General features: G+C 70.8%; 22 protein-coding genes and 2 tRNA genes. 16 read left to right on the top strand and 8 right to left on the bottom strand.

The genetic code is table 11. The features are described 5' to 3' along the window. Positions 1 to 82 precede the first annotated feature (82 nt). Positions 83 to 2,650 (bottom strand): aminopeptidase N, encoded by a 2,568-nt coding sequence (gene pepN / locus AB0M83_RS43410; protein WP_364526891.1) that lies wholly within the window; start codon positions 2,648 to 2,650, stop codon positions 83 to 85. A 161-nt stretch (positions 2,651 to 2,811) separates the two neighbouring features. Here pepN and AB0M83_RS43405 point away from each other — a divergent pair, with 161 nt between their 5' ends. Further along, complete coding sequence (locus AB0M83_RS43405) at positions 2,812 to 3,432, top strand: DsbA family protein (RefSeq protein WP_364526885.1); 621 nt, start codon at positions 2,812 to 2,814, stop codon at positions 3,430 to 3,432. A gap of 7 nt (positions 3,433 to 3,439) precedes the next feature. On the opposite strand, the gene AB0M83_RS43400 is transcribed toward AB0M83_RS43405, so the two are convergent. Together AB0M83_RS43400 and AB0M83_RS43395 are read right to left on the bottom strand one after the other, a co-directional pair. After that, a complete protein-coding gene (locus AB0M83_RS43400) occupies positions 3,440 to 4,249 on the bottom strand; it encodes an MBL fold metallo-hydrolase (RefSeq protein WP_364526883.1) in 810 nt (269 codons plus the stop codon). Continuing rightward, on the bottom strand, positions 4,246 to 4,962 hold the full coding sequence (locus AB0M83_RS43395) for a 2-phosphosulfolactate phosphatase (protein WP_364526889.1): 717 nt from the start codon (positions 4,960 to 4,962) through the stop codon (positions 4,246 to 4,248). The genes AB0M83_RS43400 and AB0M83_RS43395 overlap by 4 nt, the downstream gene beginning before the upstream one ends. A gap of 51 nt (positions 4,963 to 5,013) precedes the next feature. Here AB0M83_RS43395 and AB0M83_RS43390 point away from each other — a divergent pair, with 51 nt between their 5' ends. Together AB0M83_RS43390 and AB0M83_RS43385 are read left to right on the top strand one after the other, a co-directional pair. Continuing rightward, positions 5,014 to 5,487 (top strand): ribose-5-phosphate isomerase, encoded by a 474-nt coding sequence (locus tag AB0M83_RS43390; protein WP_364526881.1) that lies wholly within the window; start codon positions 5,014 to 5,016, stop codon positions 5,485 to 5,487. After that, on the top strand, positions 5,487 to 6,296 hold the full coding sequence (locus AB0M83_RS43385) for a DNA-formamidopyrimidine glycosylase family protein (protein WP_364526879.1): 810 nt from the start codon (positions 5,487 to 5,489) through the stop codon (positions 6,294 to 6,296). Before AB0M83_RS43390 ends, AB0M83_RS43385 begins: the two co-directional genes overlap by 1 nt. A gap of 134 nt (positions 6,297 to 6,430) precedes the next feature. Here AB0M83_RS43385 and AB0M83_RS43380 read toward each other — a convergent pair whose 3' ends face one another. Beyond that, positions 6,431 to 7,240 carry a hypothetical protein gene (locus AB0M83_RS43380; RefSeq protein ID WP_364526877.1) on the bottom strand — a complete coding sequence of 270 codons (810 nt, stop codon included), beginning with the start codon at positions 7,238 to 7,240 and terminating at the stop codon, positions 6,431 to 6,433. Between the two features lie 149 nt (positions 7,241 to 7,389). Here AB0M83_RS43380 and AB0M83_RS43375 point away from each other — a divergent pair, with 149 nt between their 5' ends. The 3 genes from AB0M83_RS43375 (at position 7,390) to AB0M83_RS43365 (ending at position 10,399) form a co-directional block, all read left to right on the top strand. After that, positions 7,390 to 8,265: an LLM class F420-dependent oxidoreductase gene (locus AB0M83_RS43375; protein ID WP_364526875.1), complete on the top strand. Its 876-nt coding sequence runs from the start codon at positions 7,390 to 7,392 to the stop codon at positions 8,263 to 8,265. A 5-nt stretch (positions 8,266 to 8,270) separates the two neighbouring features. Next, complete coding sequence (locus AB0M83_RS43370) at positions 8,271 to 8,720, top strand: nuclear transport factor 2 family protein (protein ID WP_364526873.1); 450 nt, start codon at positions 8,271 to 8,273, stop codon at positions 8,718 to 8,720. A gap of 116 nt (positions 8,721 to 8,836) precedes the next feature. Then, the gene (locus AB0M83_RS43365; protein WP_364526871.1) at positions 8,837 to 10,399 is read left to right on the top strand and encodes a carbohydrate-binding protein; all 1,563 of its coding nucleotides are present in this window, start codon (positions 8,837 to 8,839) and stop codon (positions 10,397 to 10,399) included. 25 nt (positions 10,400 to 10,424) lie between these two features. Here AB0M83_RS43365 and AB0M83_RS43360 read toward each other — a convergent pair whose 3' ends face one another. Continuing rightward, complete coding sequence (locus tag AB0M83_RS43360; RefSeq protein ID WP_364526869.1) at positions 10,425 to 10,805, bottom strand: helix-turn-helix domain-containing protein; 381 nt, start codon at positions 10,803 to 10,805, stop codon at positions 10,425 to 10,427. A gap of 52 nt (positions 10,806 to 10,857) precedes the next feature. Between AB0M83_RS43360 and AB0M83_RS43355 the strand changes: the two genes are divergently transcribed. The 3 genes from AB0M83_RS43355 (at position 10,858) to AB0M83_RS43345 (ending at position 13,903) form a co-directional block, all read left to right on the top strand. Beyond that, positions 10,858 to 11,637 carry an NAD(P)H-binding protein gene (locus AB0M83_RS43355; RefSeq protein WP_364526867.1) on the top strand — a complete coding sequence of 260 codons (780 nt, stop codon included), beginning with the start codon at positions 10,858 to 10,860 and terminating at the stop codon, positions 11,635 to 11,637. Further along, the gene (locus tag AB0M83_RS43350) at positions 11,634 to 12,431 is read left to right on the top strand and encodes an alpha/beta fold hydrolase (RefSeq protein WP_364526865.1); all 798 of its coding nucleotides are present in this window, start codon (positions 11,634 to 11,636) and stop codon (positions 12,429 to 12,431) included. Before AB0M83_RS43355 ends, AB0M83_RS43350 begins: the two co-directional genes overlap by 4 nt. Positions 12,432 to 12,715: 284 nt before the next feature. Next, positions 12,716 to 13,903 carry a PQQ-binding-like beta-propeller repeat protein gene (locus tag AB0M83_RS43345; protein ID WP_364526863.1) on the top strand — a complete coding sequence of 396 codons (1,188 nt, stop codon included), beginning with the start codon at positions 12,716 to 12,718 and terminating at the stop codon, positions 13,901 to 13,903. A gap of 610 nt (positions 13,904 to 14,513) precedes the next feature. On the opposite strand, the gene AB0M83_RS43340 is transcribed toward AB0M83_RS43345, so the two are convergent. Continuing rightward, a tRNA-Pro gene (locus tag AB0M83_RS43340) sits at positions 14,514 to 14,587 on the bottom strand. Positions 14,588 to 14,666: 79 nt separating this feature from the next. On the opposite strand from AB0M83_RS43340, the gene AB0M83_RS43335 reads away from it, so the two are divergent. Further along, positions 14,667 to 14,740 (top strand) — tRNA-Gly (locus AB0M83_RS43335). Here AB0M83_RS43335 and AB0M83_RS43330 read toward each other — a convergent pair. Continuing rightward, positions 14,692 to 19,353, bottom strand: coding sequence for a HAMP domain-containing protein (locus tag AB0M83_RS43330; RefSeq protein ID WP_364526887.1), 4,662 nt, complete (start codon positions 19,351 to 19,353; stop codon positions 14,692 to 14,694). The two genes, AB0M83_RS43335 and AB0M83_RS43330, sit on opposite strands and share 49 nt — an antisense overlap. Before the next feature lie 139 nt (positions 19,354 to 19,492). On the opposite strand from AB0M83_RS43330, the gene AB0M83_RS43325 reads away from it, so the two are divergent. From AB0M83_RS43325 to AB0M83_RS43315, 3 genes are all read left to right on the top strand, one after another. After that, positions 19,493 to 21,109, top strand: coding sequence for a SpoIIE family protein phosphatase (locus AB0M83_RS43325; RefSeq protein ID WP_364526861.1), 1,617 nt, complete (start codon positions 19,493 to 19,495; stop codon positions 21,107 to 21,109). Positions 21,110 to 21,250: 141 nt separating this feature from the next. Then, positions 21,251 to 21,793: a type 1 glutamine amidotransferase domain-containing protein gene (locus AB0M83_RS43320; protein WP_364526859.1), complete on the top strand. Its 543-nt coding sequence runs from the start codon at positions 21,251 to 21,253 to the stop codon at positions 21,791 to 21,793. Between the two features lie 124 nt (positions 21,794 to 21,917). Continuing rightward, positions 21,918 to 22,082 (top strand): hypothetical protein, encoded by a 165-nt coding sequence (locus AB0M83_RS43315; protein ID WP_364526857.1) that lies wholly within the window; start codon positions 21,918 to 21,920, stop codon positions 22,080 to 22,082. A gap of 52 nt (positions 22,083 to 22,134) precedes the next feature. On the opposite strand, the gene AB0M83_RS43310 is transcribed toward AB0M83_RS43315, so the two are convergent. Beyond that, positions 22,135 to 22,551, bottom strand: coding sequence for a hypothetical protein (locus AB0M83_RS43310; protein WP_364526855.1), 417 nt, complete (start codon positions 22,549 to 22,551; stop codon positions 22,135 to 22,137). A 155-nt stretch (positions 22,552 to 22,706) separates the two neighbouring features. Between AB0M83_RS43310 and AB0M83_RS43305 the strand changes: the two genes are divergently transcribed. From AB0M83_RS43305 to AB0M83_RS43295, 3 genes are all read left to right on the top strand, one after another. Further along, positions 22,707 to 23,135 (top strand): helix-turn-helix domain-containing protein, encoded by a 429-nt coding sequence (locus AB0M83_RS43305; RefSeq protein WP_364526853.1) that lies wholly within the window; start codon positions 22,707 to 22,709, stop codon positions 23,133 to 23,135. A 107-nt stretch (positions 23,136 to 23,242) separates the two neighbouring features. Then, on the top strand, positions 23,243 to 24,337 hold the full coding sequence (locus AB0M83_RS43300) for a hypothetical protein (protein ID WP_364526851.1): 1,095 nt from the start codon (positions 23,243 to 23,245) through the stop codon (positions 24,335 to 24,337). A gap of 137 nt (positions 24,338 to 24,474) precedes the next feature. Further along, entirely contained in the window at positions 24,475 to 25,314 is an 840-nt protein-coding gene (locus AB0M83_RS43295; RefSeq protein WP_364526849.1) for an SAM-dependent methyltransferase, read from the top strand. Positions 25,315 to 25,424: the final 110 nt, after the last annotated feature.

The following is a 25,424-nucleotide window of genomic DNA, read 5'->3' as shown; positions in this document are numbered from 1 at the left end:
ATGTGGCCTTCGGTGCGTCAGACGCACCCAAGGCGGCCTTCGGTGCGTCAGACGCAACCAAGGCCACATTGGGGCGCTGGGGTCAGGCCTGGGCGTCGAAGTCCCGAGCGGCCAAAGCCCGCACGATCCCCGCCCGACCCTCCGAAACCAGCCGCCGCAGAGCCTGTGAGTGCTCGCCAGCCAGCCACTCGTCCGACGCCGTCACCGTCTCCGGGGCCACCGCCCACGACGGGTACAGCCCGATCGCGATCGGCTGCGCGCGCTCGCTCGACCGGCGCTGCCACACCTCGTCGATCACCTCGAAGTACCGCGCCACGTACGCACCCAGCAGCGCCTTCTGGCCCGGGTGGGAGAAGCCGGAGATGAGCGAGTCGCTGACCGCGTTCGGCAGCTCGTCGTCGTACACCGCGCGCTGCCACGCGTCCGCCTTCGCCTCCGCCGTCGGGCGCAAGGCACGCGCGCGCTCCGCCTGGCGGCGGCCCGTCGCCGTGTTGTCGCGGGCCAGCTCGGCGTCGATCTCGGCCGTGTCCGCCCGGCCGTGCGCCACCAGCGCGTGCAGCAGGCGCCAGCGCAGGTCCGTGTCCACCGTGAGGCCGGGAAGCGGCGCCGACCCGTCCAGCCAGCCGGCCACCACGTCCAGGGAAGCCGCGTCCAGCACGGACCCGCAAAGGGAGTTGACGAACGCCAGCTGGTGGTCCGAGCCCGCTTCGGCCGCGTGGACCAGCTCCAGCAGCCGCGTCGTGAACGCCGGCCAGCCGGTCGAGGCCGCCCACTCCTGCTCCGCGTACGAGTTGAGCGCCGTCTGGGCCTGCAGCAGCAGCCGCTGGACGACGCCGACCTCGGTCTCGGTGTGGATGCCGCGCTGCACCAGCGTGACGAAGTCGCGGGCCTTCAGCTCGGCCTCGCGGGTCATCTCCCACGCCGCCGACCAGCACAGCGTCCGCGGCAGCGGCTCGGTGATGTCGGCGACGCGGTCGATCAGCGTCGTCAGCGACGCCGGGTCGAGCCGCATCGTGCAGTACGTCAGGTCGTCGTCGTTGACCAGCACGAGCTTGCCCGCCGGCCGCCCGACGAGGTCCGGCACCTCGGTGCGCTCGCCGTCGACGTCCAGCTCCACGCGCTGGGTCCGGACGATCTTGCCCGAGCCGTCCTCGTCGTAGATCCCGACGGCGACGCGGTGCGTGCGCAGCTCACCGGCCCCCGGCTTCGCACCCGACTGCACGACGGCGAACGACGTGAACGTCCCGTCCGCGCCGATCTCGTAGCGCGGGCTCAGCGAGTTCAGCCCGGTGGTCTCCAGCCACTGCGCGCTCCACCACGACAGGTCGCGCCCGGACGCCTCCTCCAGCGCGCCCAGCAGGTCGGCCAGCGTGGCGTTGCCCCAGGCGTGCTTGCCGAAGTACACCTTCAGGCCGTCGAGGAAGTGGTTCAGCCCGACGTAGGCGACGAGCTGCTTGAGCACGCTCGCGCCCTTGGCGTAGGTGATGCCGTCGAAGTTCACCTCGACCGCGTGGAGGTCGACGATGTCGGCCGCGATCGGGTGCGTCGAGGGCAGCTGGTCCTGCCGGTAGGCCCACGACTTCTCGATGTTCGCGAAGCTGGTCCACGCGTTCTTGTACTCGGTCGCCTCGGCCTGGGCCAGCACGCTCGCGAACGTCGCGAACGACTCGTTCAGCCACAGGTCGTCCCACCAGCGCATGGTCACCAGGTCGCCGAACCACATGTGCGCCATCTCGTGCAGCAGCGTCTCGGCGCGCCGCTCGTAGGCGTAGCGGGTGACGCGGCTGCGGAAGACGTAGTCCTCGAGGAACGTCACGGCGCCGGCGTTCTCCATCGCGCCCGCGTTGAACTCGGGCACGAACAGCTGGTCGTACTTGGAGAACGGGTAGGGCGTACCGAACTTTTCGTGGTAGAAGCCGAAGCCTTGCTTGGTCTCGGTGAAGAGGCGGTCGGCGTCCATGTGCTCGGCCAGCGACGCGCGGCAGTAGATGCCGAGCGGGATGGTCTTGTGCTCGTCGGTGTACTCGTCGGTCCACTCGGCGTACGGGCCGGCTACCAGCGCGACCAGGTAGGTCGAGAGCCGCTCGGACTCCTTGAACACCGTGCGGACGGCGCCCTCGGGCGTCTTCTCCGCGGACTCCGCCATCGTGTTCGAGACGACCTTCCAGCCGTCCGGCGCGATCACGGTGAGCCGGTAGACCGACTTGAGGTCGGGCTGGTCGAAGCAGGCGAACATCCGCTTCGCGTCCGCCGTCTCGAACTGCGTGTACAGGTAGACGCCGTCGTCGACCGGGTCGACGAACCGGTGCAGGCCTTCGCCGGTGTTCATGTACCGGCAGTCGGCGGTCACGGTGAGCTCGTTCGCCTCGGCCAGGCCGGCCAGCGCGATGCCCTTGTCCTCGACGTACGCGCTGATGTCGACGTCCGTGCCGTTCAGGGTGGCCGAGTGCACGCGGTCGGCGACGAGGTCGACCCACGTCCGCTCGCCGGCCCGGGCGCTGGAGAACCGGACGGTCGTCTTCGACGCGAAGGTCTTCTCACCGGGGCCGCCGTGGCCGTCGGTGAGGTCCAGCTCGATGTCGTACGCGGTGACGTCGAGCAGGTCCGCGCGCAGCTTGGCTTGGTCGCGGGTCAGGTTGGGGGCGGGCACAGGCACCTCTGGTCGTTGGTATCGGTTTTCAACTCCTCGCATCCAATCATGGGGACGGGGTGGCGGGCGATGGGGAACAAGCCCGGGTCCGGAGGTGTTGGCCCGCTGTGTGGGGGTGTGCCCGCCCCCGGACCGGACCTGACTTCGCACAGGAGAACCTGATGACCGCTGCCGAGCAGCCCACGAAGGTCGACTTCTACTTCGACCCGATCTGCCCGTTCGCCTGGATCACCTCGCGCTGGATCCTCGAGGTGGAGAAGCACCGCAACCTCGATCTGCACTTCCGGATCATGAGCCTGTCGGTGCTGAACGAGGGCCGCGACGAGCTGCCCGAGCAGTACAAGGAGCTGCTGGCGAAGGGCTGGGGCCCGGTGCGCGTCGCGGTCGCGCTGTCGCAGCTCAAGGGCGAAGAGGTGCTGCGCGACTACTACACCGAGTTCGGCACGCGCTACCACAACCAGGGCGTCAAGGACTACGACACGGTGATCAAGGAGGCGCTCGCCGCGATCGGCGCGCCGGCCGAGCTGGCCGAGGCCGCGCACTCGACCGAGTACGACGAGGCGCTGAAGAAGAGCCACCACGAAGGCATGGACCCGGTCGGCATGGACGTCGGCACCCCGACGATCCACATCGACGGCGTCGCGTTCTTCGGCCCGGTCCTGTCCTCGATCCCGCGCGGCGAAGACGCCCTGAAGGTGTTCGACGGCGCCGTCGCGCTGTCGAGCTACCCGGACTTCTTCGAGCTCAAGCGCACCCGGTCGGGCGAACTCAACTTCGACTGAGTCTCCTTCAAGGTGTCGCGAGGGCGGCCAAGGTGACGTCGCCGGGGTAGCGCGAAGCTGCCACGGCGGCGGCCTCGGTCGTCTCACCACGGCCCATCGCCGCCTTGAGCGCGATCAGCTCGTGCAGGCCGTGGCGGTGGTAGCGGACGAAGTCGGCGTCGACCGGCTCGCCGTGGCCGGGCACGATCACCCGGGGTTCGAGGGCGAGGATCGTGTCGAACGTGTCCGGCCAGGCGGTCAGATCCGACTCGGAGCTGAACGAGAACTCGCTGAAGCCGTGCTCGGCGTTCTCGACGATGTCCCCCGCGAAGACCACCCCCGCGTCGGGTACGTGCACGATCACGTCGTGGTCGGTGTGGGCCCGGCCGGGGTGCAGCAGGACGGCCGTCCGGCCGCCGAGGTCGAGCTCGGTCCGGTCGGTGAACAGGTGGTCGGGCACGACGAACGTGGTGCGCGCGATGGCGTCGGCGGTCTCCGTCTTGCCCTGCTTGCGGTAGTGGGCGATCCAGGTGGCGCGCGCGCCTTCCGGGTCCTCGGTCAGCTCGGCGCGGCAGCCTTCGTGCGCCCAGACCGGGCAGGGCGTGAAGCGCTCGGTGCCCCAGGTGTGGTCGAAGTGGGCGTGCGTGTACACGACCGACCAGGGCAGCGGGGTCAGCTCGCGGACCGCGGCCGCCAGCTCGGCACCCTGCTCGAGGTCGCCGCGCGTGTCGACGACCAGGCAGCGGTCGGTGCCCACCACCAGGCCGACGGTCAGGTCCAGCTCTTCGTAGCGGCGCGCGTGCACGCCGTCGGCGACCTCGATCCAGCGCCCGTTCATGCCAGTACTCCTTCGCTCAGTACGGGAGCAGCATCGCTCACGTCGAGCTGCGAGGCCAGCGTGACGTCGCCGCCGTGCCCGGCCTCGGTCAGCTCGCGGCCGGACACGCAGCTCGCCAGCGCCGCGACGTCGACCGATCGGGCGGCGAGCGCGGCTTCGGGGGACAACGACAGGCCGAGCCCGGCCAGTGCGGCGGCGATCGCGCCGGCGCCCAGCTGGTCTTCGACGCACGGCCTCAGCGGGCCGAACACTTCGCCCTCACCGAAGATGTTCACGCCCCAACGTTCCCCCGCGGCGACGAGCCCGATCGGGCTGCCCAGGTCACGCGCCTTCGCGGCGACGGCGGAAGCGTTGCGCAGGCAGCCGGCGAGGACCCGCGCGCCGGTCGCCGCGGCGGCGTCGCACAGCGTCGCGCCGTTGGGCGAGGGGAGCGCGAGCAGCGTTCCCGGCGGGATTTCCGTCACAGAAGACGGCCTGAGGGTGAACGCGCCCTCACCCGCGATGACGGCGCCGGCCGCCCGAGCCTGCGCCACCCCGCGCTCGTCGCGCCAGCGGGCCGGCAGCACGCGGCCACCCCGGCCGATCACGAGATCCGTGGTGGTGCTGAAGGAGAGCACGTCGACGACGACCAGCACGGCGCACTCCCGGCCGAGGGCGGCCACGCCTTCGGCGCCCCAGTCGAGCCGGACGTCGTACCCCGTCTGCTCCCAGATGCCCACCCCCGGAGCATGCCCGAAACCGGCCGTGATGGCAGACTCCCAGCCGTGCGTGTCTACTTGGGATCCGACCATGCCGGCTTCGAGCTGAAGAACCACCTGGTGGCTCACCTGGAGAAGCAGGGCCACGAGGTCACCGACATCGGTCCGCACGTCTACGACGCGGCCGACGACTACCCGGCGTTCTGCGTCGAGACGGCGCTGCGCGTGGTGGCCGACGAGGGCAGCCGCGGCATCGTCGTCGGCGGCTCCGGCAACGGCGAGCAGATCGCCGCGAACAAGGTCCCCGGCGCGCGGTGCGGCCTCGCGTGGAGCGTCGAGACGGCCGAGCTGTGCCGGGAGCACAACCACGCCCAGCTGATCGGCGTCGGCGCCCGGATGCACACCGCCGAGCAGGCCACCGAGATCGTCGAAGCCTTCCTGGCGACCGAGGTCTCGCCGGAGGAACGGCACGCGCGCCGCGTCCAGCAGCTGCTGGACTACGAGCGCACCGGCACCCCGCCGGCGCTGCCGGAGGCCTGATGCCCGAGGGGCACACGCTCCACCGGCTCGCGCGGCTGCACAAGCGGCGGTACGCCGGCGCCCCGGTCGAGGTGAGCAGCCCGCAGGGCCGGTTCGCCGCCGAAGCGTCCCGTTTGGACGGTCAGGTGTTCGTCGGCGCCCAGGCGTACGGCAAGCACCTCTTCCACGACTACGGTCCACACGGGACCGTGCACATCCACCTGGGGCTCTACGGCACGTTCGGCGAGTCCCCGCTGCCCGCGCCGGAGCCGGTGGGGCAGGTCCGGCTGCGGCTGGCCGGGCGGACGCACTGGACGGACCTGCGCGGGCCGACCCGGTGCGAGCTGCTGTCCCCCGACCAGGTCGACGCGATCAAGGCGCGCCTCGGCCCGGACCCGCTGCGCCGCGACGCGAAACCCGAACAGGCCTGGGCGCGCATCTCGCGCTCGAAGACGTCGATCGCGGCGCTGCTGATGGACCAGGCGGTGCTGGCGGGCGTCGGGAACGTCTACCGCGCCGAGGTCCTGTTCCGCCACGGCGTCGCGCCGCTGACGCCGGGACGTGCGCTGGACCGGGCGTTGTGGGACGGCCTGTGGGCCGACCTGGTGACGCTGATGCGCGACGGCGTCCGCGTCGGCCGGATCGACACGGTCCGCCCGGAGCACCTGCCGGAGGCGATGGGCCGCGCGGCCCGGGTGGACCGCCACGGTGGCGAGGTGTACGTCTACCGCCGGGCCGGACAGCCGTGCCTGGTGTGCGGGACGCCGGTGGCGAACTCGGAGCTGGTGGGCCGCAACCTCTACTGGTGCCCCACCTGCCAGCCGGCCTGACCCCGAGCGCCCCAATGTGGCGTTCGGTGCGTCCCACGCACCCAATGTGGCGTTCGGTGCGTCCCACGCACCCAATGTGGCGTTCGGTGCGTCAGACGCACCCAATGCCACATTGGGGCGCTTGAGAACCGGCCTCAGAAGTCGAAGCCACCGCCGCCGTCGAAGCCCCCGCCGTCGAAGCCGCCGCCGTCGAAACCGCCGCCGCCCCAGTCGCCGCCGGCGTCGCCGCCCATGTCGCCTCCGCCGTCACCGCCGCCGTCGCCGCCCGCGTCACCGGACTCGAGCGCGTCCTGCTGGCCGGCGTCGTAGCCCGACTCCCAGGCCCCGGCGCTGGCGATGCCGCCCATGCCGGAGAACATCGCGCTGAACAGGAACATCGACCCGAGACCCCAGGCGCCGGCGACGAGCGCGGGCTTCCACCACGGCTCGCTGTACCAGCCCTGCGGCACCGGCCGCCCGGCCACGCGGCCACCGGGGTAGTAGTACGGCGTGTCCTGGCCCGCGTCGGGCGAGGCGGCGTAGTGCTGGCCCTCGACGTCGACGTCGCGGCGTTCGGTGACCTTGCCGGCGCGCTCGCGCTCGGCCTCCTCCGGCAGCTGCGGGCCGGGGTCCATGCCCATCGCGACGCGCGCGGCGCGGACGTAGTAGAGGCCTTCGACGGCGGTGTCCTTGACCAGCCGGGCCTGTTCGATCGTGCGCGCCTGCTCCATCTGGGAGCCGGCCGCGTTGTACCGCTCGGCGGCGTCCGCCATCGCCTGCATCGACGCGGTGTCGTTGCCGTTGAGGTTGAGGACCTGGCCGCCGAGCCGCTCGACGAGGCGCCGGGCGTCGGCCTTCGCGTCGTCGAGTTCCCGCTGCCGGGCCGCGGCGCGCTGCCGCGAGAAATAGAGGCCGCCACCGACGATCACGACGACGAGCACGATCAGGAAGATCGCGGTGCCCATGGACCACTCCCAGAAGCTCGGTGCCCCGGTGACCGGAAGTCACCTTTTGATTCGGACAACGCGGACGCTACGCGGAGGGTTCCCGTGACGTGATCCGGCACACCGTCAGACCTGGCCGAAGAAACTAGAACACGTTATAGTTCGACGCTATGAAGTTCACCCTGTCGATCGCGATGAACCCGCTTGATCAGCTGGGCGAACTCGCCCAGGCCGCCGAGGAGGCGGGCTTCGCGTCCATCGCCCTGCCGGACTCGCTCTTCTACGCCGAGACGGTGTCCACAGACTATCCGTACACGCCCGACGGCAGCCGGTTCTGGACCGCCGACACGCCCTGGGTCGACCCGCTGGTCGCGACGGCGGCCATGGGCGCGGTCACGAGCCGCATCGAGTTCTACACGTCCGTGCTGAAGCTCGGCTCGCGCAACCCGGTGCTGCTCGCGCGTCAGGTCGGCTCGGCGTCGGTGCTCACCGGCGGCCGCTTCGGCCTCGGCCTCGGCGTCGGCTGGCTGCCGCAGGAGTTCGAGTACTGCGGCGTCCCGTTCGAGCGGCGCGGCAAGCGCGTCGACGAGGCCATCGACGTGCTCCGGCTGATCCTCGACGGCGGCATGGTCGAGTACCACGGCGAGTTCTACGACTTCGACAAGATCCAGATGAGCCCGGCGCCGCCGAAGCGGGTGCCGTTCTACATCGGCGGTCACACCGACGTCGCGCTGCGGCGTGCCGCCCGCGTGGCCGACGGCTGGTCGTCGGCGATGATGAAGCTCGAGGAGCTGCGCGACACGATCGCCCGGCTGAAGGAGCTGCTGGCCGAGCGCGGCCGCGCCGACGACCCGTTCGAATACCAGGCCGTCTGCATCGACAAGTTCGGTCTCGACGGCTACCGCGAGCAGGCCGAGGCCGGCGTCACGGACATCATCACCATGCCGTGGGTGTTCGACGGCGTCGGGTTCGACGCGCCGGTCGAGCCGAAGCTCGAATCCATCCACAAGTTCGGCGCCGAGATCATCGCCAAGTTCGAGGAGTGACTTCCATGGGCGTGCGGGTCAGCTGGGACACGTCGGCGGAGCAGCCGCCCGCGCGGCGTGCGGCGTTCGCGTCGATGACCGCGGTGACGGCGGGGGAGAAGGAGGCGTGGCTGGACCTGTTCGCCCCCGACGCGGTCGTCGAGGACCCGGTCGGGCCTTCGTTCTTCGACGAAGAGGGCAAGGGGCACCACGGCCGCGACGGGATCAGCGCGTTCTGGGACAAGACGATCGGCAACGTCGAGCGCTTCGAGTTCACGATCCGCGACTCCCACGCGGCGGGGGACGAGTGCGCCAACGTCGGCACGATCACGACGTACCTGCCGGGCGGCTACCGCGTCGACACCGACGGGGTGTTCGTCTACCGCGTCGGCGAAGACGGGCTGATCACGTCGATGCGGGCGTTCTGGGAGACCGAACGCGCGATGGCGACGGCCCGGCAGGTGACGGCGGAGTAGCGTCCCGGCCAGCGGAAACCAGATTTCATATCTGATACATGATCTCTTGACGTCCGGTTGAGCAGGACCCTTTACTAACTGGTGTAGACCTCCGATGTCTCCACCAGGGAGCAAGCATGTCCTTCCTCCGGCGCACAGCGGTCGCGGCCTCCGCGTTCGCTCTCGCGGTCAGCGGCACTGTCCTGAGTCAGACTCCGGCTTCCGCCCTGGAAAACGGGCTCCTGCGCACGCCACCGATGGGGTTCAACAACTGGAACTCCACGCAGTGCAAAGCCAATTTCAACGAATCAATGATCAGAGGTATCGCCGACCTCTTCGTCGGCAAGGGGCTCAAGGACGTCGGCTACCAGTACGTGAACATCGACGACTGCTGGGCGCTGCCGGACCGGGACTCGAAGGGCGACCTCGTCCCCGACCCGGTGCGCTTCCCGCGCGGCATCAAGTCGCTGGCCGACTACGTGCACGGGAAGGGCTTGAAGTTCGGCATCTACACCAGCGCGGGCACGAAGACGTGCAACAAGGCCGGCTTCCCCGGCGGCCTCGGCCACGAGCGGCAGGACGCGAACCTCTTCGCGTCCTGGGGCGTCGACTACCTGAAGTACGACAACTGCAACAACCAGGGCGTCGACGCGCAACAGCGGTACGAGGCGATGCGGGACGCGCTGGCGAAGTCCGGCCGGCCCATCGCGTACTCGATCTGCGAGTGGGGCCAGAACAAGCCGTGGACCTGGGCCGCGCCGGTCGGCAACCTGTGGCGCACCACCGGGGACATCTCCGACAAGTGGTCGAGCATGATCGGCAAGGCGCAGGCCAACCGCGGCCTCGCGCAGTACGCCGGCCCCGGGCACTGGAACGACCCGGACATGCTCGAGGTCGGCAACGGCGGCATGACCGCCGTCGAGTACCGCACGCACTTCAGCCTCTGGGCGATGATGGCGGCGCCGCTGCTCATCGGCAGCGACCTGCGGAAGGTGTCCGACGACAGCTTCACCATCCTGAAGAATACCGACGTGATCGCGCTGGATCAGGACCCGCTGGGCAAGCAGGCGACCGTGCTGAGCGCGAACGGCGGCCTGGTCGTCTACAGCAAGGTCCTGGCGAACGGCGACCGCGCGGTGGCGCTGTCCAACGAAACGGCGTCCACGGCGACGATCAGCACTTCCGCGGCGGCGACCGGGATCGGCGGCGCGTCGTCGTACACGCTGAAGGACCTGTGGAGCAAGGCGGTCCGCACGACTTCGGGCACGATCAGCGCTTCGGTGCCCTCGCACGCGACGGTGCTCTACCGCTTGTCCTCGGGCGCTTCTCGTTACGAGGCCGAGTCGGCTTCGCTGTCGGCGGGCGGCACGGTGGACGCGAACCACGCGGGCTTCTCGGGGACGGGCTTCGCGAACGGCGCCAACGCGGCCGGCAGCTACGTCGAGTGGCAGGTCAACGGGCCGGCGTCGGCACTGACGTTCGGCTACGCGAACGGCACGACGGCCGCGCGCCCGGTGGACATCGCGGTCGACGGCACGGTCGTGGCCACGGGCGTGCCGTTCCCGCCGACCGGCGCGTGGACGACGTGGAGCACGGTGTCGCGGTCCTTGGCTCTGACGGCGGGCCGGCACACGGTGCGAGTCACGGCGACGACGGCCGACGGCCCGGCGAACCTGGACTACCTGGACGTTTCCCCGTAGCGGCGAGAGCTGTCCGGCGCGACGGCTACCTGGTGGAGCCGCGGGAGTCGTAGGCCTGCCGAGCCGCTTCGACCTTGCCGAGGTTGGGCGACCAGTCGGCGAGGGTGGCGAACATCGGGCCGAGGCTGCGGCCGAGGTCGCTGATCTCGTACTCGACCCGCGGCGGGACTTCGGCGTGGTAGGTCCTGGTGATCAGGCCGTCGCGTTCCAGTTGCCGCAGCCGCTGGGTGAGCACCTTCGGGGTGATGGTGGCGATGCGGCGCTCGAGCTCGACGAACCGCTGACGCCCGTATTCGTTGAGCGACCACAGGATCGGCGTCGTCCAGCGGCTGAAGACGATGTCGACGATGGGGGCGATAGGGCAGGCGAGCTCGGGTGTGGTCTCGGTCACTTTCGCGGCCTCCATCCAATACTTTCCTCTAGGTACCTACTATACGTCCGAATGTAGCGTCGTCCGCATGATCGTGGTGACTGGAGCGACGGGAAACGTCGGACGGCCGTTGGCGGAAGCTTTGACGGCCGCGGGTGAAGAAGTGCGGGCCGTGTCCCGCCGTGGGCAATTTCCGGGTGACTTGTCGGACGCGGCGTCGCTGCGTCCGGCTTTCGAGGGCGCGTCGGCAGTGTTCCTGTTGCTGTCACCGGGTTTCCGGGGTCCGCTTTCGCCGGTACTGGACCAGATGGGCGGCGCGCGGGTCGTGTTGCTGTCCTCGCAGGGCGTCGGAACGGGTCGGCACCCCGCGTTCTTCGAGGACGCGGTGCGCGGCTCGGGTCTGGAATGGACGGTGCTGCGCCCGGGCGGCTTCGCGTCGAACGCGTTGCAGTGGGCGGAAAGCGTGCGTTCGTCACGGACGCTGGCGGCCCCGTTCGGCGATGTCGGGCTACCGGTGATCGACCCTGAGGACATCGCTTCGGTGGCGGCAGCTTGTCTCCTGGATCCCTCGCACGCGGGCCGGACGTACGAGCTGACGGGTCCGGCACCGATTTCCCCGCGGGAGCAGGCGGCGGCCATCGGTACGGCATTGGGCGAGCCGGTGCGCTTCATCTCGCAGACTCGAGAGGAAGCGCTTTCGGCGATGTCGGGCTTCATGCCCGCCGAAGTCGCCGAGGCGACGCTGGACATCCTGGGCACGCCGTTGCCCGCGGAGCAGCGGGTGAGCCCGGACGTCGCGCAGGTACTGGGCCGCCCGGCGCGCCCGTTCGCCGACTGGGCGGTGCGCACCGCGGCGGCGTTCAAGTGAGCGTGCTGGCCCACCGTGAGGAGGGCGAGGGCGCACCGGTGGTGTTCCTGCACGGCAACCCGACGTCGTCGTACTTGTGGCGCAAGGTGCTGCCGTCGGTGCCGGGCCGCAGGCTGGCCCCGGACCTGATCGGCATGGGCGCGTCGGAGCGTCCGTCCATCGAGTACTCCTTCGACGACCACGCCCGCTACTTGGACTCGTGGTTCGACGCCCTTTCCTTGGAGGACGTGGTCCTGGTCGGCCACGACTGGGGAGGAGCGCTGGCGGCGGACTGGGCGTCCCGCCACCCCGGCCGCGTCCGGGCTCTGGCGTTCACGGAGGCGATCCTGAAGCCGATGACGTGGGAGGAGTTCCCGCCGGCGGGGGCGGAGGTGTTCCGCGCGATCAAGGCGCCGGGAGTCACCGACCTGCCGGACTTCCTCGGGAGTCTCCCGCTTGAGTACGCGAGTATGTATCCGACGCCGTCGTCGCGGATCCCGTTGCTGCGCTGGGCCCAGTCCCTGCCCTTGGGTGGCTCACCGCCCGAGGTGGTGGCGCGGATCGGGAAGTTCGACGACTGGCTGGCTTCGTCACCTGCGGTCCCGAAGCTGCTGATGACGTTCGAGCCGGCGTTCGACACGATGCTGACCCCGCCGATGATCGACTGGTTCACGCGGACGTTCGCATCGCTGGAGGTCGTTCACCACCCGGTGGTGGCGGGCCACCACACACCGGAGGACCAACCGGAGCTGATCGCCTCGACGCTGACCGAGTGGCTGGTTCACCTACCGGCGGGCCGGGTGGCTTCGTCGTAGCTCGGAGCCGGGATTCCCGCTCGTCGGGACTCACCGCTTTACGTCGTTTTTCGGTGTGCCTGCTGCGAATACCGTGCCGGGAGGGACTGTCGTCACGGATCACGTACCCGCGAGCCGGGTGCGCTGGCGGTGGGACGCTCATGCCGTCGCGCGATGGTCCGAAAATGTCGGACCCACCGGATATCGTCCGGGTTCTGTGGGGATGGGTTGCGGGCCGCCGGATCCGGGGGCCGGCCCGCTCCCGCACGTCCCGCCGCGGCGGGGCCGGACCGAGGGGAACACGAGTGAACTTCCGAAGAGCCATCGCCGTTGTGGTGGGTGCTGTCCTGCCGATCGCCGGGTTCGCGGCGCCGGCCGCGCAGGCGGCGCAAACCGGTGTCTCGGTCACCTACCAGGTCGATGCCCGGCACGACGGCACCCTGGTCGACGCCGGTGTGGCCGCGCCGCCGCTCGACCGCAAGTGGGAGCGCGATCTGGGTGGGAACGTGTCGTACCCGATCGTCGCCGGCGGGCGCGTGTTCGTCACGTCGTCGTCGCCGAACGGGTACGGCACCGTTCTCCACGGCTTGGACGCGGCGACCGGGCAGGATGCCTGGGCTCCCGTCGGACTCGGCGGCACGTACTGGTGGTCCGCCCTCGCGTACGGGGGCGGCCGGCTCTACGCGCAGAACTACGACGGCGTGCTGAGCGCGTTCAACCCGGCGACGGGGGCGGAGTTGTGGTCCGCCAAGATGCCCGGTCAGTCCGCCTTCAGCTCACCGCCCACCTTCGCGGCCGGTGTGGTGTACACGGGTGGAGCCGGCTCGGGCGGCACCCTGTACGCGGTGGACGCGGCGACTGGCGCGGTGCTGTGGACCCAGGGGGTCGCGAACGGCGATGACAGCTCGCCGGCCGTCACGGCGAGCGGCGTCTACGTTGCCTATGCGTGTGAACAGGCTTACGCCTTCGACCCGAAGTCGGGCACGCCGATCTGGCACCACTCGACCAGCTGCTCGGGTGGCGGTGGCCGCACCCCGGTGGTGGCCGACGGCGGCCTGTGGATCCGCGACGACGCGGGCATGGAGCCCGCGGTCCTCACGGTGGCGGACGGCGCGGTCCGCGGCACGTACGAGGCGGCGGACGGCTGGACCCCGGCTCCGGCGATCGACGGCCACCAGGGCTACTTCGTCGACAACGGCGTGCTGACGGAGCGGCACAGCCGGACGTTGGAGTCCCGCTGGACGTTCGCGGGCGACAACCAGCTGTCGTCGGCCCCGATCGTCGTGAACGGGTACGTGTACGTGGGGTCCCGCACGGGCCAGCTGTGGGCGCTGAACGGCGCGACGGGTGAGCCGGTGTGGTCCACGAACGTGGGTTCCCCGATCGCCGCCCCGGACGAGCACAACGTGTCCCAGCCTCTGACGGGCTTGGCAGCGGGCGGCGGTCTGGTGGTGGTCCCGGCAACGAACACGCTGGTGGCATACGGCCACTGACCAGGGAGGGGTGGCCGCCGCCGGCGGCCACCCACCTGCGGCCACCGGCCCGAGGCAGTTCAGCGGCGGCAGACCACCCAGCTGCAGCCAGGGTCAGTTCAGCGGCGGCGGACTGCCCAGGCGGAGGCGGAAGCCGGTTAAGCGGCGGCAGGCCAGTCAGCTGCGGCCAGTGGCCGGTTCAAGCGGCGGCGGGCTGCCCAGGTGGAGGCGGAAGCCGGTTAAGCGGCGGCAGGCCAGTCAGCTGCGGCCAGGGTCAGTTCGGCGGCGGCGGATTGCCCAGGTGGAGGCGGAAGCCGGTTAAGCGGCGGCAGATCACCCAGCTGCGGCCAGTGGCCGGTTCAAGCGGCGGCGGACTGCCCAGGCGGAGGCGGAAGCCGGTTAAGCGGCGGCAGGCCAGTCAGCTGCGGCCAGGGTCAGTTCGGCGGCGGATTGCCCAGGTGGAGGCGGAAGCCGGTTAAGCGGCGGCAGATCGCCCAGCGGCGGCCAGGGGCGCAAGCCGCGGCAGACCGCCCAGACGGAGGCAGAGGCACCGTGGGGGTCCGGGGGCTCGGCCCCCGGGAGAAATAAAGGAGGGTAAGAGGCGCCCGCGAAGCGAAGCCTCGAACCCGGGTCGGGATGACAGGATTTGAACCTGCGACCCTTCGCTCCCAAAGCGAATGCGCTACCAAGCTGCGCCACATCCCGTGACACCCCCAGGGGGGTGTGCGGTCAGCCTAGCGGGTCACGCTAAGCTGATCTCGCACCCGGGTACCTCCGGGGGCACGCGGGTGTAGCTCAATGGTAGAGCCCTAGTCTTCCAAACTAGCTACGCGGGTTCGATTCCCGTCACCCGCTCCAAGCGATGCGGCGTCCGCTTCCAGGGATGCCGCGATCACGTCGAGCAGTTTGTCCGTGTCCACCGGCTTGGTGATGTAGTCGTCGGCTCCGCTGGCCAGGGTGCGGGCACGGTCCTCGGGTGTGGCCTTGGCCGTCACCGCGATCACCGGCAGGTCCGCGTTGGCCGCTTCTGCCCGGATTGCCGCGATCGTCGCGTTGCCGTCCAGCTCCGGCATCATCACGTCCATCAGGACCAGTGCCGTGTCCTCGTGGCGCTCCAGTGCCCGGATTCCGTCCACGCCCGTCTCCGCGTAGACCACCTCCAGGCCTGCCTGCTCCAGGACCGCTGCCAGCGCGAACACGTTCCTCAAGTCGTCGTCGACGATGAGGACCTTCTCGCCGTGGAAGCGCTTCGGGGTGACGTCCGGGGCCGCCACCAGGACCGTGCTGGGGACCGCCGGCAGGCGAGGTGAGGACAACGCCGTCACCGCCGGGTCCACCAGGTTGGCCGCCGCCACCGGGAGGTACAGCGTGAACGTCGATCCGACGCCCGGCTCGCTCACCACCCGCAGCTCGCCGCCCAGGAGCTCGGTCAGCTGCTGGCTGATGTTGAGCCCCAGGCCCGTGCCGCCGTACTTGCGGCTCGTCGTGCCGTCCGCCTGGCGGAACGCCTCGAAGATCACCGCCAGCTTCTCCTCCGGGATCCCGATCCCGGTGTCCTCGACGGCGAACGCGATGATGCCGGGCGCGTTCTTCAAGCTCTCCTGCTCCACCTCCGCCGGGTCCGCCGCCCGGATGTGGAGGCGGACGCCGCCCTCGTCGGTGAACTTCGCCGCGTTCGACAGCAGGTTGCGCAGGATCTGCTGGAGGCGGTGCTCGTCGGTGTGGACGCTGCCCGGCACCGGCGGGTCGATGTGGACCGCGAACTCCAGGCCCTTGTCCGCCGTCAGCGGGCGGCACAGGGACTCGACGTAGTCCACCAGCTCCGGCAGCGTGATGTCGGACATCTGCATGTCGAGCCGGCCCGCCTCGACCTTGGCCAGGTCCAGGATGTCGTTGATCAGCTGCTGCAGGTCGGACCCGGCCGCGTAGATCGTCTTCGCGAACTGGATCTGCTTCTCCGTCAGGTTCCCTTCCGGGTTCTCCGACAGCAGCTTCGCCAGGATCAACGCGCTGTTCAACGGCGTCCGCAGCTCGTGCGACATGTTGGCCATGAACTCGGTCTTGTACTGCGACGCCACCGTCAGCTGCCCGGCGCGCTCCTCCAGCTCCTGGCGCGCCTGCTCGATCTCGCTGTTCTTGACCTCGATGTCGCGGTTCTGCTGGGCCAGCAGCGCGGCCTTCTCGGCCAGCTCGGTGTTGGACCGCCGCAGCTCGCCCTGCTGGGCCTGCAGCTGCTCCGAGCGCGCCCGCAGCTCCTGGGCCAGCCGCTGCGACTCGGTGAGCAGCGCTTCGGTCCGCGAGTTGGACAGGATCGTGTTGACGTTGACGCCGATCGTGTGCCGCAGCTGCTCCAGCAGGTCCTGGTGGACCGTGCTGAACTCGTTGACCGAAGCCAGCTCCAGCACGCCGAGCACCTCGCCCTGGAACAGCACCGGCAGCACGATCAGGTTCACCGGCGACGCCGAGCCGAGCCCGGACGACACCAGCGCGTACTCCGGCGGCGCGTCCTGGACCAGGATCGTGCGGTGGTCCACGGCGGCCTGCCCGATCAGCGACTCGCCGATCGCGAACCGCAGGCCGGCGCGGGACTGCGCGAGGCCGTAGGCGGCGATGCACTCGAGCACCGTGCCGTCGCGGTCGTCGTCGCGGGCCAGGAAGAACGCGCCCTGCTGGGCCCGGACCAGCGGGGCCAGCTCGGACAGGATCAGCGCCGCGACCGACGCCAGGTCGCGGTGCCCCTGCATCCGGCCGGACAGCTGCGCGAGGTTCGTCTTCAGCCAGTCCTGCTCGCGGTTGGTCCTCGTCGTCTCCTTGAGGTTCGCGATCATCTGGTTGATGTTGTCCTTGAGGTCCGCGACCTCACCGGACGCGTCGACCGTGATGTGCCGGGTCAGGTCGCCCGCCGTCACCGCGGTCGCCACCTGCGCGATCGCGCGGACCTGGGTGGTCAGGTTCCCGGCCAGCTGGTTCACGCTCTCGGTGAGCCGCTGCCAGGTGCCGGACACGCCGTCGACCTCGGCCTGGCCGCCGAGCTTGCCCTCGGTGCCGACCTCGCGCGCCACGCGCGTGACCTCGGAGGCGAACGCCGAGAGCTGGTCGACCATCGTGTTCATCGTGGTCTTGAGCTCGAGGATCTCGCCGCGGGCGTCGACGTCGATCTTCTTCGTCAGGTCGCCCTTCGCGACCGCGGTGGTCACCTGCGAGATGTTGCGCACCTGGCTGGTCAGGTTGTGCGCCATGAAGTTGACGTTCTCGGTCAGGTCCTTCCAGGTCCCGGCCACGCCGGGGACCCGCGCCTGGCCGCCGAGGATGCCTTCGGTGCCGACTTCGCGCGACACGCGGGTGACCTCGTCGGCGAACGCGCGCAGCGTCTCGACCATGCCGTTGAGCGTCTCGGCCAGCGCCGCGACCTCGCCCTGGGCGACGATCGAGATCTTCTTCGACAGGTCGCCGTTGGCCACGCCGGCCGCCACCGTGGCGATGCTGCGCACCTGGTCGGTCAGGTTGGTGGCCATGACGTTGACGTTGTCGGTGAGGTCCTTCCAGGTGCCCGCGACGCCGCGGACGGTGGCCTGGCCGCCGAGCTTGCCTTCGGTGCCGACTTCGCGGGCGACGCGGGTGACTTCGTCGGCGAAGGCGGAGAGCTGGTCGACCATCGTGTTGAGCGTGGTCTTGAGTTCGAGGATCTCGCCGCGGGCGTCGACCGAGATCTTCTGGGTCAGGTCGCCCTTCGCGACCGCCGACGTCACCGTGGCGATGTTCCGGACCTGGTCGGTCAGGTTGTTCGCCATGAAGTTGACGTTGTCGGTCAGGTCCTTCCAGGTCCCGGCGACGCCGGGCACGGTGGCCTGGCCGCCGAGCTTGCCTTCGGTGCCGACTTCGCGGGCGACGCGGGTGACTTCGTCGGCGAAGGCGGAGAGCTGGTCGACCATCGTGTTGAGCGTGGTCTTGAGCTCGAGGATCTCGCCCCGGGCGTCCACCGCGATCTTCTGCGTCAGGTCGCCGCGCGCGACGGCCGTGGCGACCTGGGCGATGTTGCGGACCTGGGTGGTCAGGTTGTTCGCCATGAAGTTCACCGACCCCGTGAGGTCGCGCCAGGTGCCGGCGACGCCCGGGACCTGCGCCTGCCCGCCCAGCTGACCCTCGGTGCCGACCTCCCGGGCGACGCGGGTGACTTCGTCGGCGAAGGCGGACAGCTGGTCCACCATCGTGTTCATGGTCGTCTTGAGCTCGAGGATCTCGCCGCGGGCGTCGACGGTGATCTTCTGGGTCAGGTCGCCCTTCGCCACGGCCGTGGTCACGTGCGAGATGTTGCGGACCTGGTCGGTGAGGTTGTCGGCCATCTGGTTGACCGAGTCGGTCAGGCTGCGCCACGTCCCGGCCGCGCCGGCCACCTCGGCCTGGCCGCCCAGCTTGCCCTCGCTGCCGACCTCGCGCGCCACGCGGGTGACCTCACCGGCGAACGCCGAGAGCTGGTCGACCATCGTGTTGAGCGTGTTCTTCAGCTGCAGGATCTCGCCGCGCGCGTCGACCTCGATCTTCTTCGTCAGGTCGCCGTTGGCCACCGCGGTCGCCACCTGCGAGATCCCGCGGACCTGGTCGGTCAGGTTGTCGGCCATCTGGTTGACCGAGTCGGTGAGGTCGCGCCACGTCCCGGCGACGCCGGCCACCTGCGCCTGGCCGCCGAGCTTGCCGTCGGAACCCACCTCGCGGGAGACGCGGGTGACTTCGTCGGCGAACGACGACAGCTGGTCCACCATCGTGTTGATGGTGTTCTTGAGCTCGAGGATCTCGCCGCGGGCGTCGACGTTGATCTTCTGGGTCAGGTCGCCGCGCGCGACGGCGGTGGTGACCTGGGCGATGTTGCGGACCTGCTCGGTCAGGTTGTCGGCCATGAAGTTGACGGAATCGGTCAGGTCGCGCCAGGTCCCGGACACGCCCGGGACGACCGCCTGGCCGCCGAGACGTCCCTCTCCCGCGATCTCGCGGGAGAGCCTCGTCACCTCCGCGGCGAACCTCGACAGCTGCGCGATGAGGCCGTTGACTGTCTTCGCCAGCGTCGCGTACGCGCCCTGCAGCGGACGGCCGTCCAGCGTGAGGGTCATCGGCTGGGAGAGGTCACCCTCGGCGACCGCGCCGAGCACGCGGTCCAGCTCGATCGTGGGCCGCGTGAGGTCCTCGACCAGGCCGTTGACGCTCTCGACGGCGGTGCTCCAGCCGCCGGGGCCGACCTCGGCCTCCACCCGCTCGCTCAGCCTGCCGTCCTGGCCGACGGCCGCGCGCACCCGCAGCAGTTCGCTCACCAGCCGCTGGTTGCGTTCGGCGATGTCGTTGAACGCGACCGCGAGCTGCGCCGAGATGCCGTCGCCGTGCGGCACGAGCCGCCGGCGGAAGTTGCCGTCCCCGAGATCCCGCACCGCCACGAGCAGCCGCTCCAGCGCCGCCGCCTCGCTCTGGGATTCCGTTGTCATGTGTGCCGACCCTCTCCACCACGCATGCGCCAGCCATGGTCCATGACCCAGCGTGTCATGATTCGCCCTACACTTCGAGCCAGTCCGCCCGCTCACGCGGTAGCCGTGCGATAGCAGTCCGGAGGCAGGAGGTCCGTGCATGGTGTCACGTCCGGCCCCGGCCTCGGCGGCCCTGCCGCCGATGACCGGTGAGGACGCGCCGCCCGGCTTCGACGCCTTCGTGCGGGCCGTCCTCGAAGACGTGCGCGACGCGGTGTTCCTCCAGGACGCCGACGGGGTGCTGCGCTGGGCGAACCCGGCCGGGCAGACGCTGACCGGCGGCGCCGAGCCGCGGCTGCACCCGGTCGCCGAGACTCCGACATCAGGCGCTTCGCCCCTGGCCGGGGGCTCCGCCACCCGGACCCCCGTAAGCCAGGTGGTCGGGCACGTCGACGTGGCGGGTAATCGTCGTCCGGCCCGGATCCGTGCCCTGCCGGGCGGCTGGCACGCCTGGACCGTCCCCGCGGAAGACGTCCCGCAGCGGCACGTCGGCGACTTCCTCGCCGAGGCCGGGCCCCGGCTGGCCGCCGCGCACGGGCGCCACGGCACCGCGCGGGTGATCGCCGAGCTGGCCGCCTCCGCGCTGGCCGAGACCGTCTTCGTGCTGCTGCCGACCACCCGCGGCCGGTGGGAGTGGTGGAGCTGCGAGCGCCCGTCGGCGCACGGCCACGGCCGGATCCGGCGCGTCCCGGCGCAGGTCGCGCCGGTGCTGGCGGCGACGTTCGCGGCCACCGGGAAGCCGCAGCCGGCCGCCGTGCCCGAGCCCGAGATCGCCACCCTGCCCTCGGTGGTGGCCGACCGGTTCGCCGGGCACGCCGAGGTGGCGGTGGTGTCGCTGGGCCCGAACGCGAGCGCCGGCGTCACCGGAGCCCTGCTGCTGGGCCGCAAGGCGGACCCCGAGTTCGGCGCCGAGCAGGGCCGCGCGGTGGTCGAGTTCGCGAAGGCGGCCGGGACGGCGCTGGCCAACGCGCAGCGCTACGCCCGCCAAGAAGAGGCCACGCGCGGCCTGGAGACCACGCTGCGCCCGGTCGACCCGCCCGAGCTGGACGGCGCCCGGTTCGAGACCTGGTACGAGCCGGCGGCCGGGGTGCTCGCGGTCGGCGGCGACTTCTACGACGTCCTCGCGCACGACGACGGCAGCGCGTTCCTGGTGCTCGGCGACATCTGCGGCAAGGGCGCCGAGGCCGCGGCGCTGACCGGGCGGGTCCGGCACGCGCTGACGGCGCTCGCGATGGTCGAGCGCGACGGCCGGACGCTGCTCCGGCTGCTCAACGAGCTGCTCATCGCCGGCGGCAGCAGCCGGTTCGCCACGCTGGTGCTCGGCACGGCCCGGCCGTCCGACGGCGGCGTCGGCCTGACGCTGGCCTCCGGCGGCCACCCGGCGCCGCTGATCGTCCGCCGGAGCGGCGTGGTCGAAGAGGTCACCGTCCCCGGGACGCTGGTCGGGATCTCGCCGCAGGCCCGGTTCGCCGAGGCGGAGGTGCGGCTGGAGCACGGCGACGTCTGCCTGCTCTACACCGACGGCATCACCGAGGCCCGCAACCGGCACGACCCGACGGAGCTCTTCGGCGACGACCGGCTGCGCGCGGTGCTGGCGACCGCGGCGGGCGAGCCTGCCCGCGAGGTCGTGCGGCGGCTGCGGCAGGCCGTGCGCGACTGGCTCGGCAGCTCAGCCCACGACGACATCGCCGTGCTGGCGATCGAGTGCTCGGACTGATGACGGCTCTTGTGGGGGTTCCGGGTGGCGAAGCCCCCGGCCCCGGGCGAAGCCCGGGATGTCACAGTCCATTGTGGACCTGGTTTGGCCGGGTTTCGAGCGGGTAGTTCCTTCGTGCACTGACCCCGACGGAGGAATCTCATGGCGAACGCATTGCAAGGACGCCGCGTCGCGATCCTGGCCGCGGACGGCGTCGAACAGGTCGAGCTGGAGAAGCCGCGCCAGGCCGTCCTCGACGAGGGCGCGACGGTCGAGCTGGTCTCGCTGGACACCGGTGAGATCCAGGCGATGAACGGCGACATCGACAAGGGCGACCGGTTCCCGGTCGACCGCAAGGTGGCCGACGTGGACCCCGGGGACTTCGACGCGCTGCTGCTGCCGGGCGGCACGATGAACCCCGACAACCTGCGGACGAACCCCGACGCGGTCAAGTTCGCGGGCGACTTCGTGCGCTCGGGCAAGCCGGTCGGCGTCATCTGCCACGGTCCGTGGACGCTCGTCGAAGCGGATGTCGTGCGTGGCCGCACGCTGACGTCGTACCCGAGCATCCGGACCGACCTGCGTAACGCCGGGGCCACCGTCGTCGACGAAGAAGTAGTAGTCGACAACGGCTTGGTCTCGAGCCGCAATCCGGACGACCTGCCGGCGTTCTGCCGGACGGTCGTGCGGGAGTTCGCGGGCTGACGTCCTTTGTGGACGTTCACCCGGCCGTGTCCTTAAGTCCCGCTTAAATCTGTTGGCTTTCGGACCCGGGGCGGAGGACGCTGAGGGGGTGACCAGGATCGCCCGTGGAGAGGAGGTGGACGCAATGACAGTGCAGGCACGCCGCTACGGCCGCTGGTGCCGGGAGCACTTCGACGTGGTCGCCGCCCAGGGCGTTCCCGCTCCCCGGCCGGCCGACGCCGCCGAGGCCCGGCCGCAGCCGCAACCGCAGCCCGTCGAGACGGTCGCCGAACAGCCTCGGCAGAGCTGACCCACCGCGTGAAGAAGCCTCCCCGGTCGTGACCGGGGAGGCTTCTTGCGCGTCATCCGTAGTAGCTGCGGCGCCGGTACCAGACCCGCTTCGGGCCGGGCACGCCGATGCGCGTGATGACGTCGGTCAGCACGGCCCCGATGACCAGCCAGATGACCGCGGCCAGGCCGTCGTTGCAGAAGACCCGGAACTTCTCGTTGTCCGGGGTGAAGAGGTTGCGCAGGCCGAGGGAGACGCCGGACGACCACTCGGAGATGAGGTGCGCGAAGCCGTTCGCCGCGTTCGCCTCGCCGAACACCAGCAGGATGTGCACGGCGAGCACCAGCGCGAACACCCCGCACACGAGGTGGATGAGGGCGTTGACCGTGCGCACGATCCGGATGCGCGGGTGGGTGCGCTCCACGACTTCTTCGGCCGGAGCCGGTTCGTACGGCTGTTCGTACGGTTCGGGGGGCGGGGGATACGGCATCGACGTCGCCGTCCTTTCGACCGTCCGATGTGGACGTACCTGGGCGAGCGGGAGCAACACCGGGGAATACCCGTCACCCGGGTGAGCGAACCGCGTATTCCCCAAACTGCCCCTGGCCTGGCCGTGTTAGGGTCGTTTGCGGAACGAGGAGGGTCATGGCGCAGGAGGTCTTCTCCGTCGAACAGGTCGCCGCGAAGCTCGGGCTGCACGTCCGGACGGTCCGGAACTACGTGCGGGACGGGCGGCTCAAGGCGGTCCGGATCGGCAAGCAGTACCGGATCGCCGCCGACGACCTCGAGGCGTTCACCGGGCTGCCGGTCACCGGACCGCGGCCGGACCGGCCCGTCGCCGAGCTTTCGGGCGTCGCCGAGGTCGCCGGCGTCGACCGGGCGACGGCCGACCGGATCGCCACCGTCGTCGGGGCCTCGGTGAACGGCCCGCGGGACGGGGGCGAGCGGCCCCTGCGCGTCGAAACCCTCTACGACCAGGAGCGCGCCACCATGAAGATCATCGTGCACGGCGACCTCGCCGCCGGTGCGGACCTGCTGCGCTTCGTGGCCTCGTTCACCGAGGGCCTGACGTGACCACCGGCTACCTCGCGGAGCACGATGCCCGGCTGACTGTGGCGTGTTGAGCCGCGCGACGGAACCTCGAGCCTGACGCGCAACCCCGGCCCGCGCGGCACGTCCGTGTGATCATGAGACTCCCGGCGCTGCTCGCGTCCGTCCTCACCCTCCTGGCCGTGTCCGTCTCGCCCGCGACCGCGGAAACCGTTGTCCCGAGGGGGTTCCGGCCCGCTTCGACGAGCTGGACCGGCCCGGACACCGGCTACGTCCTGGGGTACTCGCCGTGCGCGGGGTCGTGGTGCCCGGCGCTGCTGGGCACCACCGACGGCGGGGCGCACTGGCGCCGGCTCGGCGCACCGCCGATGCCGTTGCCGGACAACCACAACCACGTGGCGCTGACCTTCGCCGACGATCGCGTCGCGTACGTCAGCGACGGCGTCCACGTGCGCACGACGCGCGACGGCGGTGCGAGCTGGCACCCCGTCGGCCTCGTCGGCGCGCGGGAGCCTTACTACCTCTCGAAGATCACCGAAACCGCCGGCCGGGTCTTCGCCGTCCTCACCACCTTCGGCGAGGGACGCGGTTCGACGCGGCTGTACTCCGGCGTCGCCGGCTCACCGGTGCTGGTCCCGGTACCCGGCTTCGCGGCCACCGGCGGGATCACCTACGGCGACCTGGCCGCCGGCGGTGGCCTGCAGGTCGCGCTCGGCGCGGACTACGGCACCGAGAAGTACTGGACCTCGCGCGACGGCGTCCGCTTCACCCCGGCCGAACCGCCGTGCCCGGCCGGGTCGGTCGCCTCGCTGGCCGGGGTCCGCGACCGGCAGGTCGTGGCGCTGTGCGGCAGCAGCCCCGGCTCGCCGCAGCCCGGCTCGACCGAGCGGCGGCTGCGGCACGCGGCGAAGCTCGGCGGGACGTTCAGCGGTGGGGACGCGGCGCCCTTCGCCGGGATCACGCAGGGCTTCGCCGCGGCGTCGCCGGCGTCCGCGACGGTCGCGGCCGAGGGTGGTGGCACCGGGTTCCTGCACAGCACGGCCGACGGCGGCCGCACCTGGACGACGAGCGTGCTGTCCGACCGCGGGCTCAGCCTGTCCGATCTGGACTTCCCCGGCGGGGGCACCGGCGTGGTCGTCGACGGCCAGCCGGACGCCGACGGCGGCTCCGCCCTGTATCGGACCACGGACGGCGGACACGTGTGGCGCGAGGTCCCGATGGGGTAGTTGTCCCTGGTAGCCAAGGCCCTTCGGCCCGGTTCACTTGATGAACGCCATGTCGTAGTCTGTGCACTGTCCGTTGCCGGACACAGGTGGCCGGGCCCGGGCAGGGGGCCGGCGCCGCAGACGAGGGAGAACAGCCGATGACGCCTGGCGACCTGCGGTCCGGGACCGAGGGAGGCTCGGCGTCCCTCGATTTCACCAAGGCGAGCCTGGCCCGGCTGTCGGACGCGTTGCTGGGCGGTCACGACCACTACGAGGTCGACCGCGAAGCGATGCGCCGCCTGCTGGCGATCGCGCCCGGCGCGCGGGCGATGGCGAAGGAGCACCGCGACTGGCTGGTGCGCGCGGTCCGGTTCCTGGCCGGGAAACGCGGCATCGACCAGTTCCTCGACCTGGGCTCCGGGATGCCGACGGCGGAGAACACCCACCAGGTGGCCCAGCGGTACAACCCGGACGCGCAGGTCGTGTACGTCGACAACGACCCGGTCGTGCAGGTGCACGGCCGGGCGCTGCTCGAGGAGAACTACCTGACCCACGTGACGGGCGCCGACCTGACCCGTCCGGCCGAGACGCTGGCCGACGAGGTCGTCAAGGAGTACCTCGACTTCTCCCGGCCGGTGGCTTTGATCCTGACCTCGATCATCCACCACATCGACGACTACGAGCGCGCGAAGTCGATCGTCGCGGAGTACGTGGCGGCGCTCGCGCCCGGCTCGTACCTGCTGCTCACGCACCACTTCGACCCGGAAGAGGACTCGCCCCGCCAGGAGCTGGCGCGGCTGCTGGAGACGAGCTTCCAGGGCACCGGGCTGGGCAGCGTGCACCGCACGCGCGAGCAGATCACGGCGTTCTTCGAGGGCACGGAACTGCTCCGGCCGGGGCTGGTCTACCCGCACGAATGGTGGCCGGACGGGCCCCGGATCCACGCGCTGAGCGAGCTGAACTTCCTGACCCTGGGCGGGGTCGGCCGCAAACGCTGACGCAAGTCCGTGAATGTCGCATCGAGGGACTATCCTTGACCGAGGCCGCGGACAGCCCGGTGTTGAGCAGGATCAGGTCGGCGCCGAGCTTGCTGGCGGCGACGAACGAC

It is taken from the genome of Amycolatopsis sp. NPDC051106 (assembly GCF_040682775.1).
GTDB lineage: Bacteria > Actinomycetota > Actinomycetes > Mycobacteriales > Pseudonocardiaceae > Amycolatopsis.
Note: the sequence above shows the minus strand (reverse complement) of the source record. Positions and strands in the feature narration are given on the sequence as shown.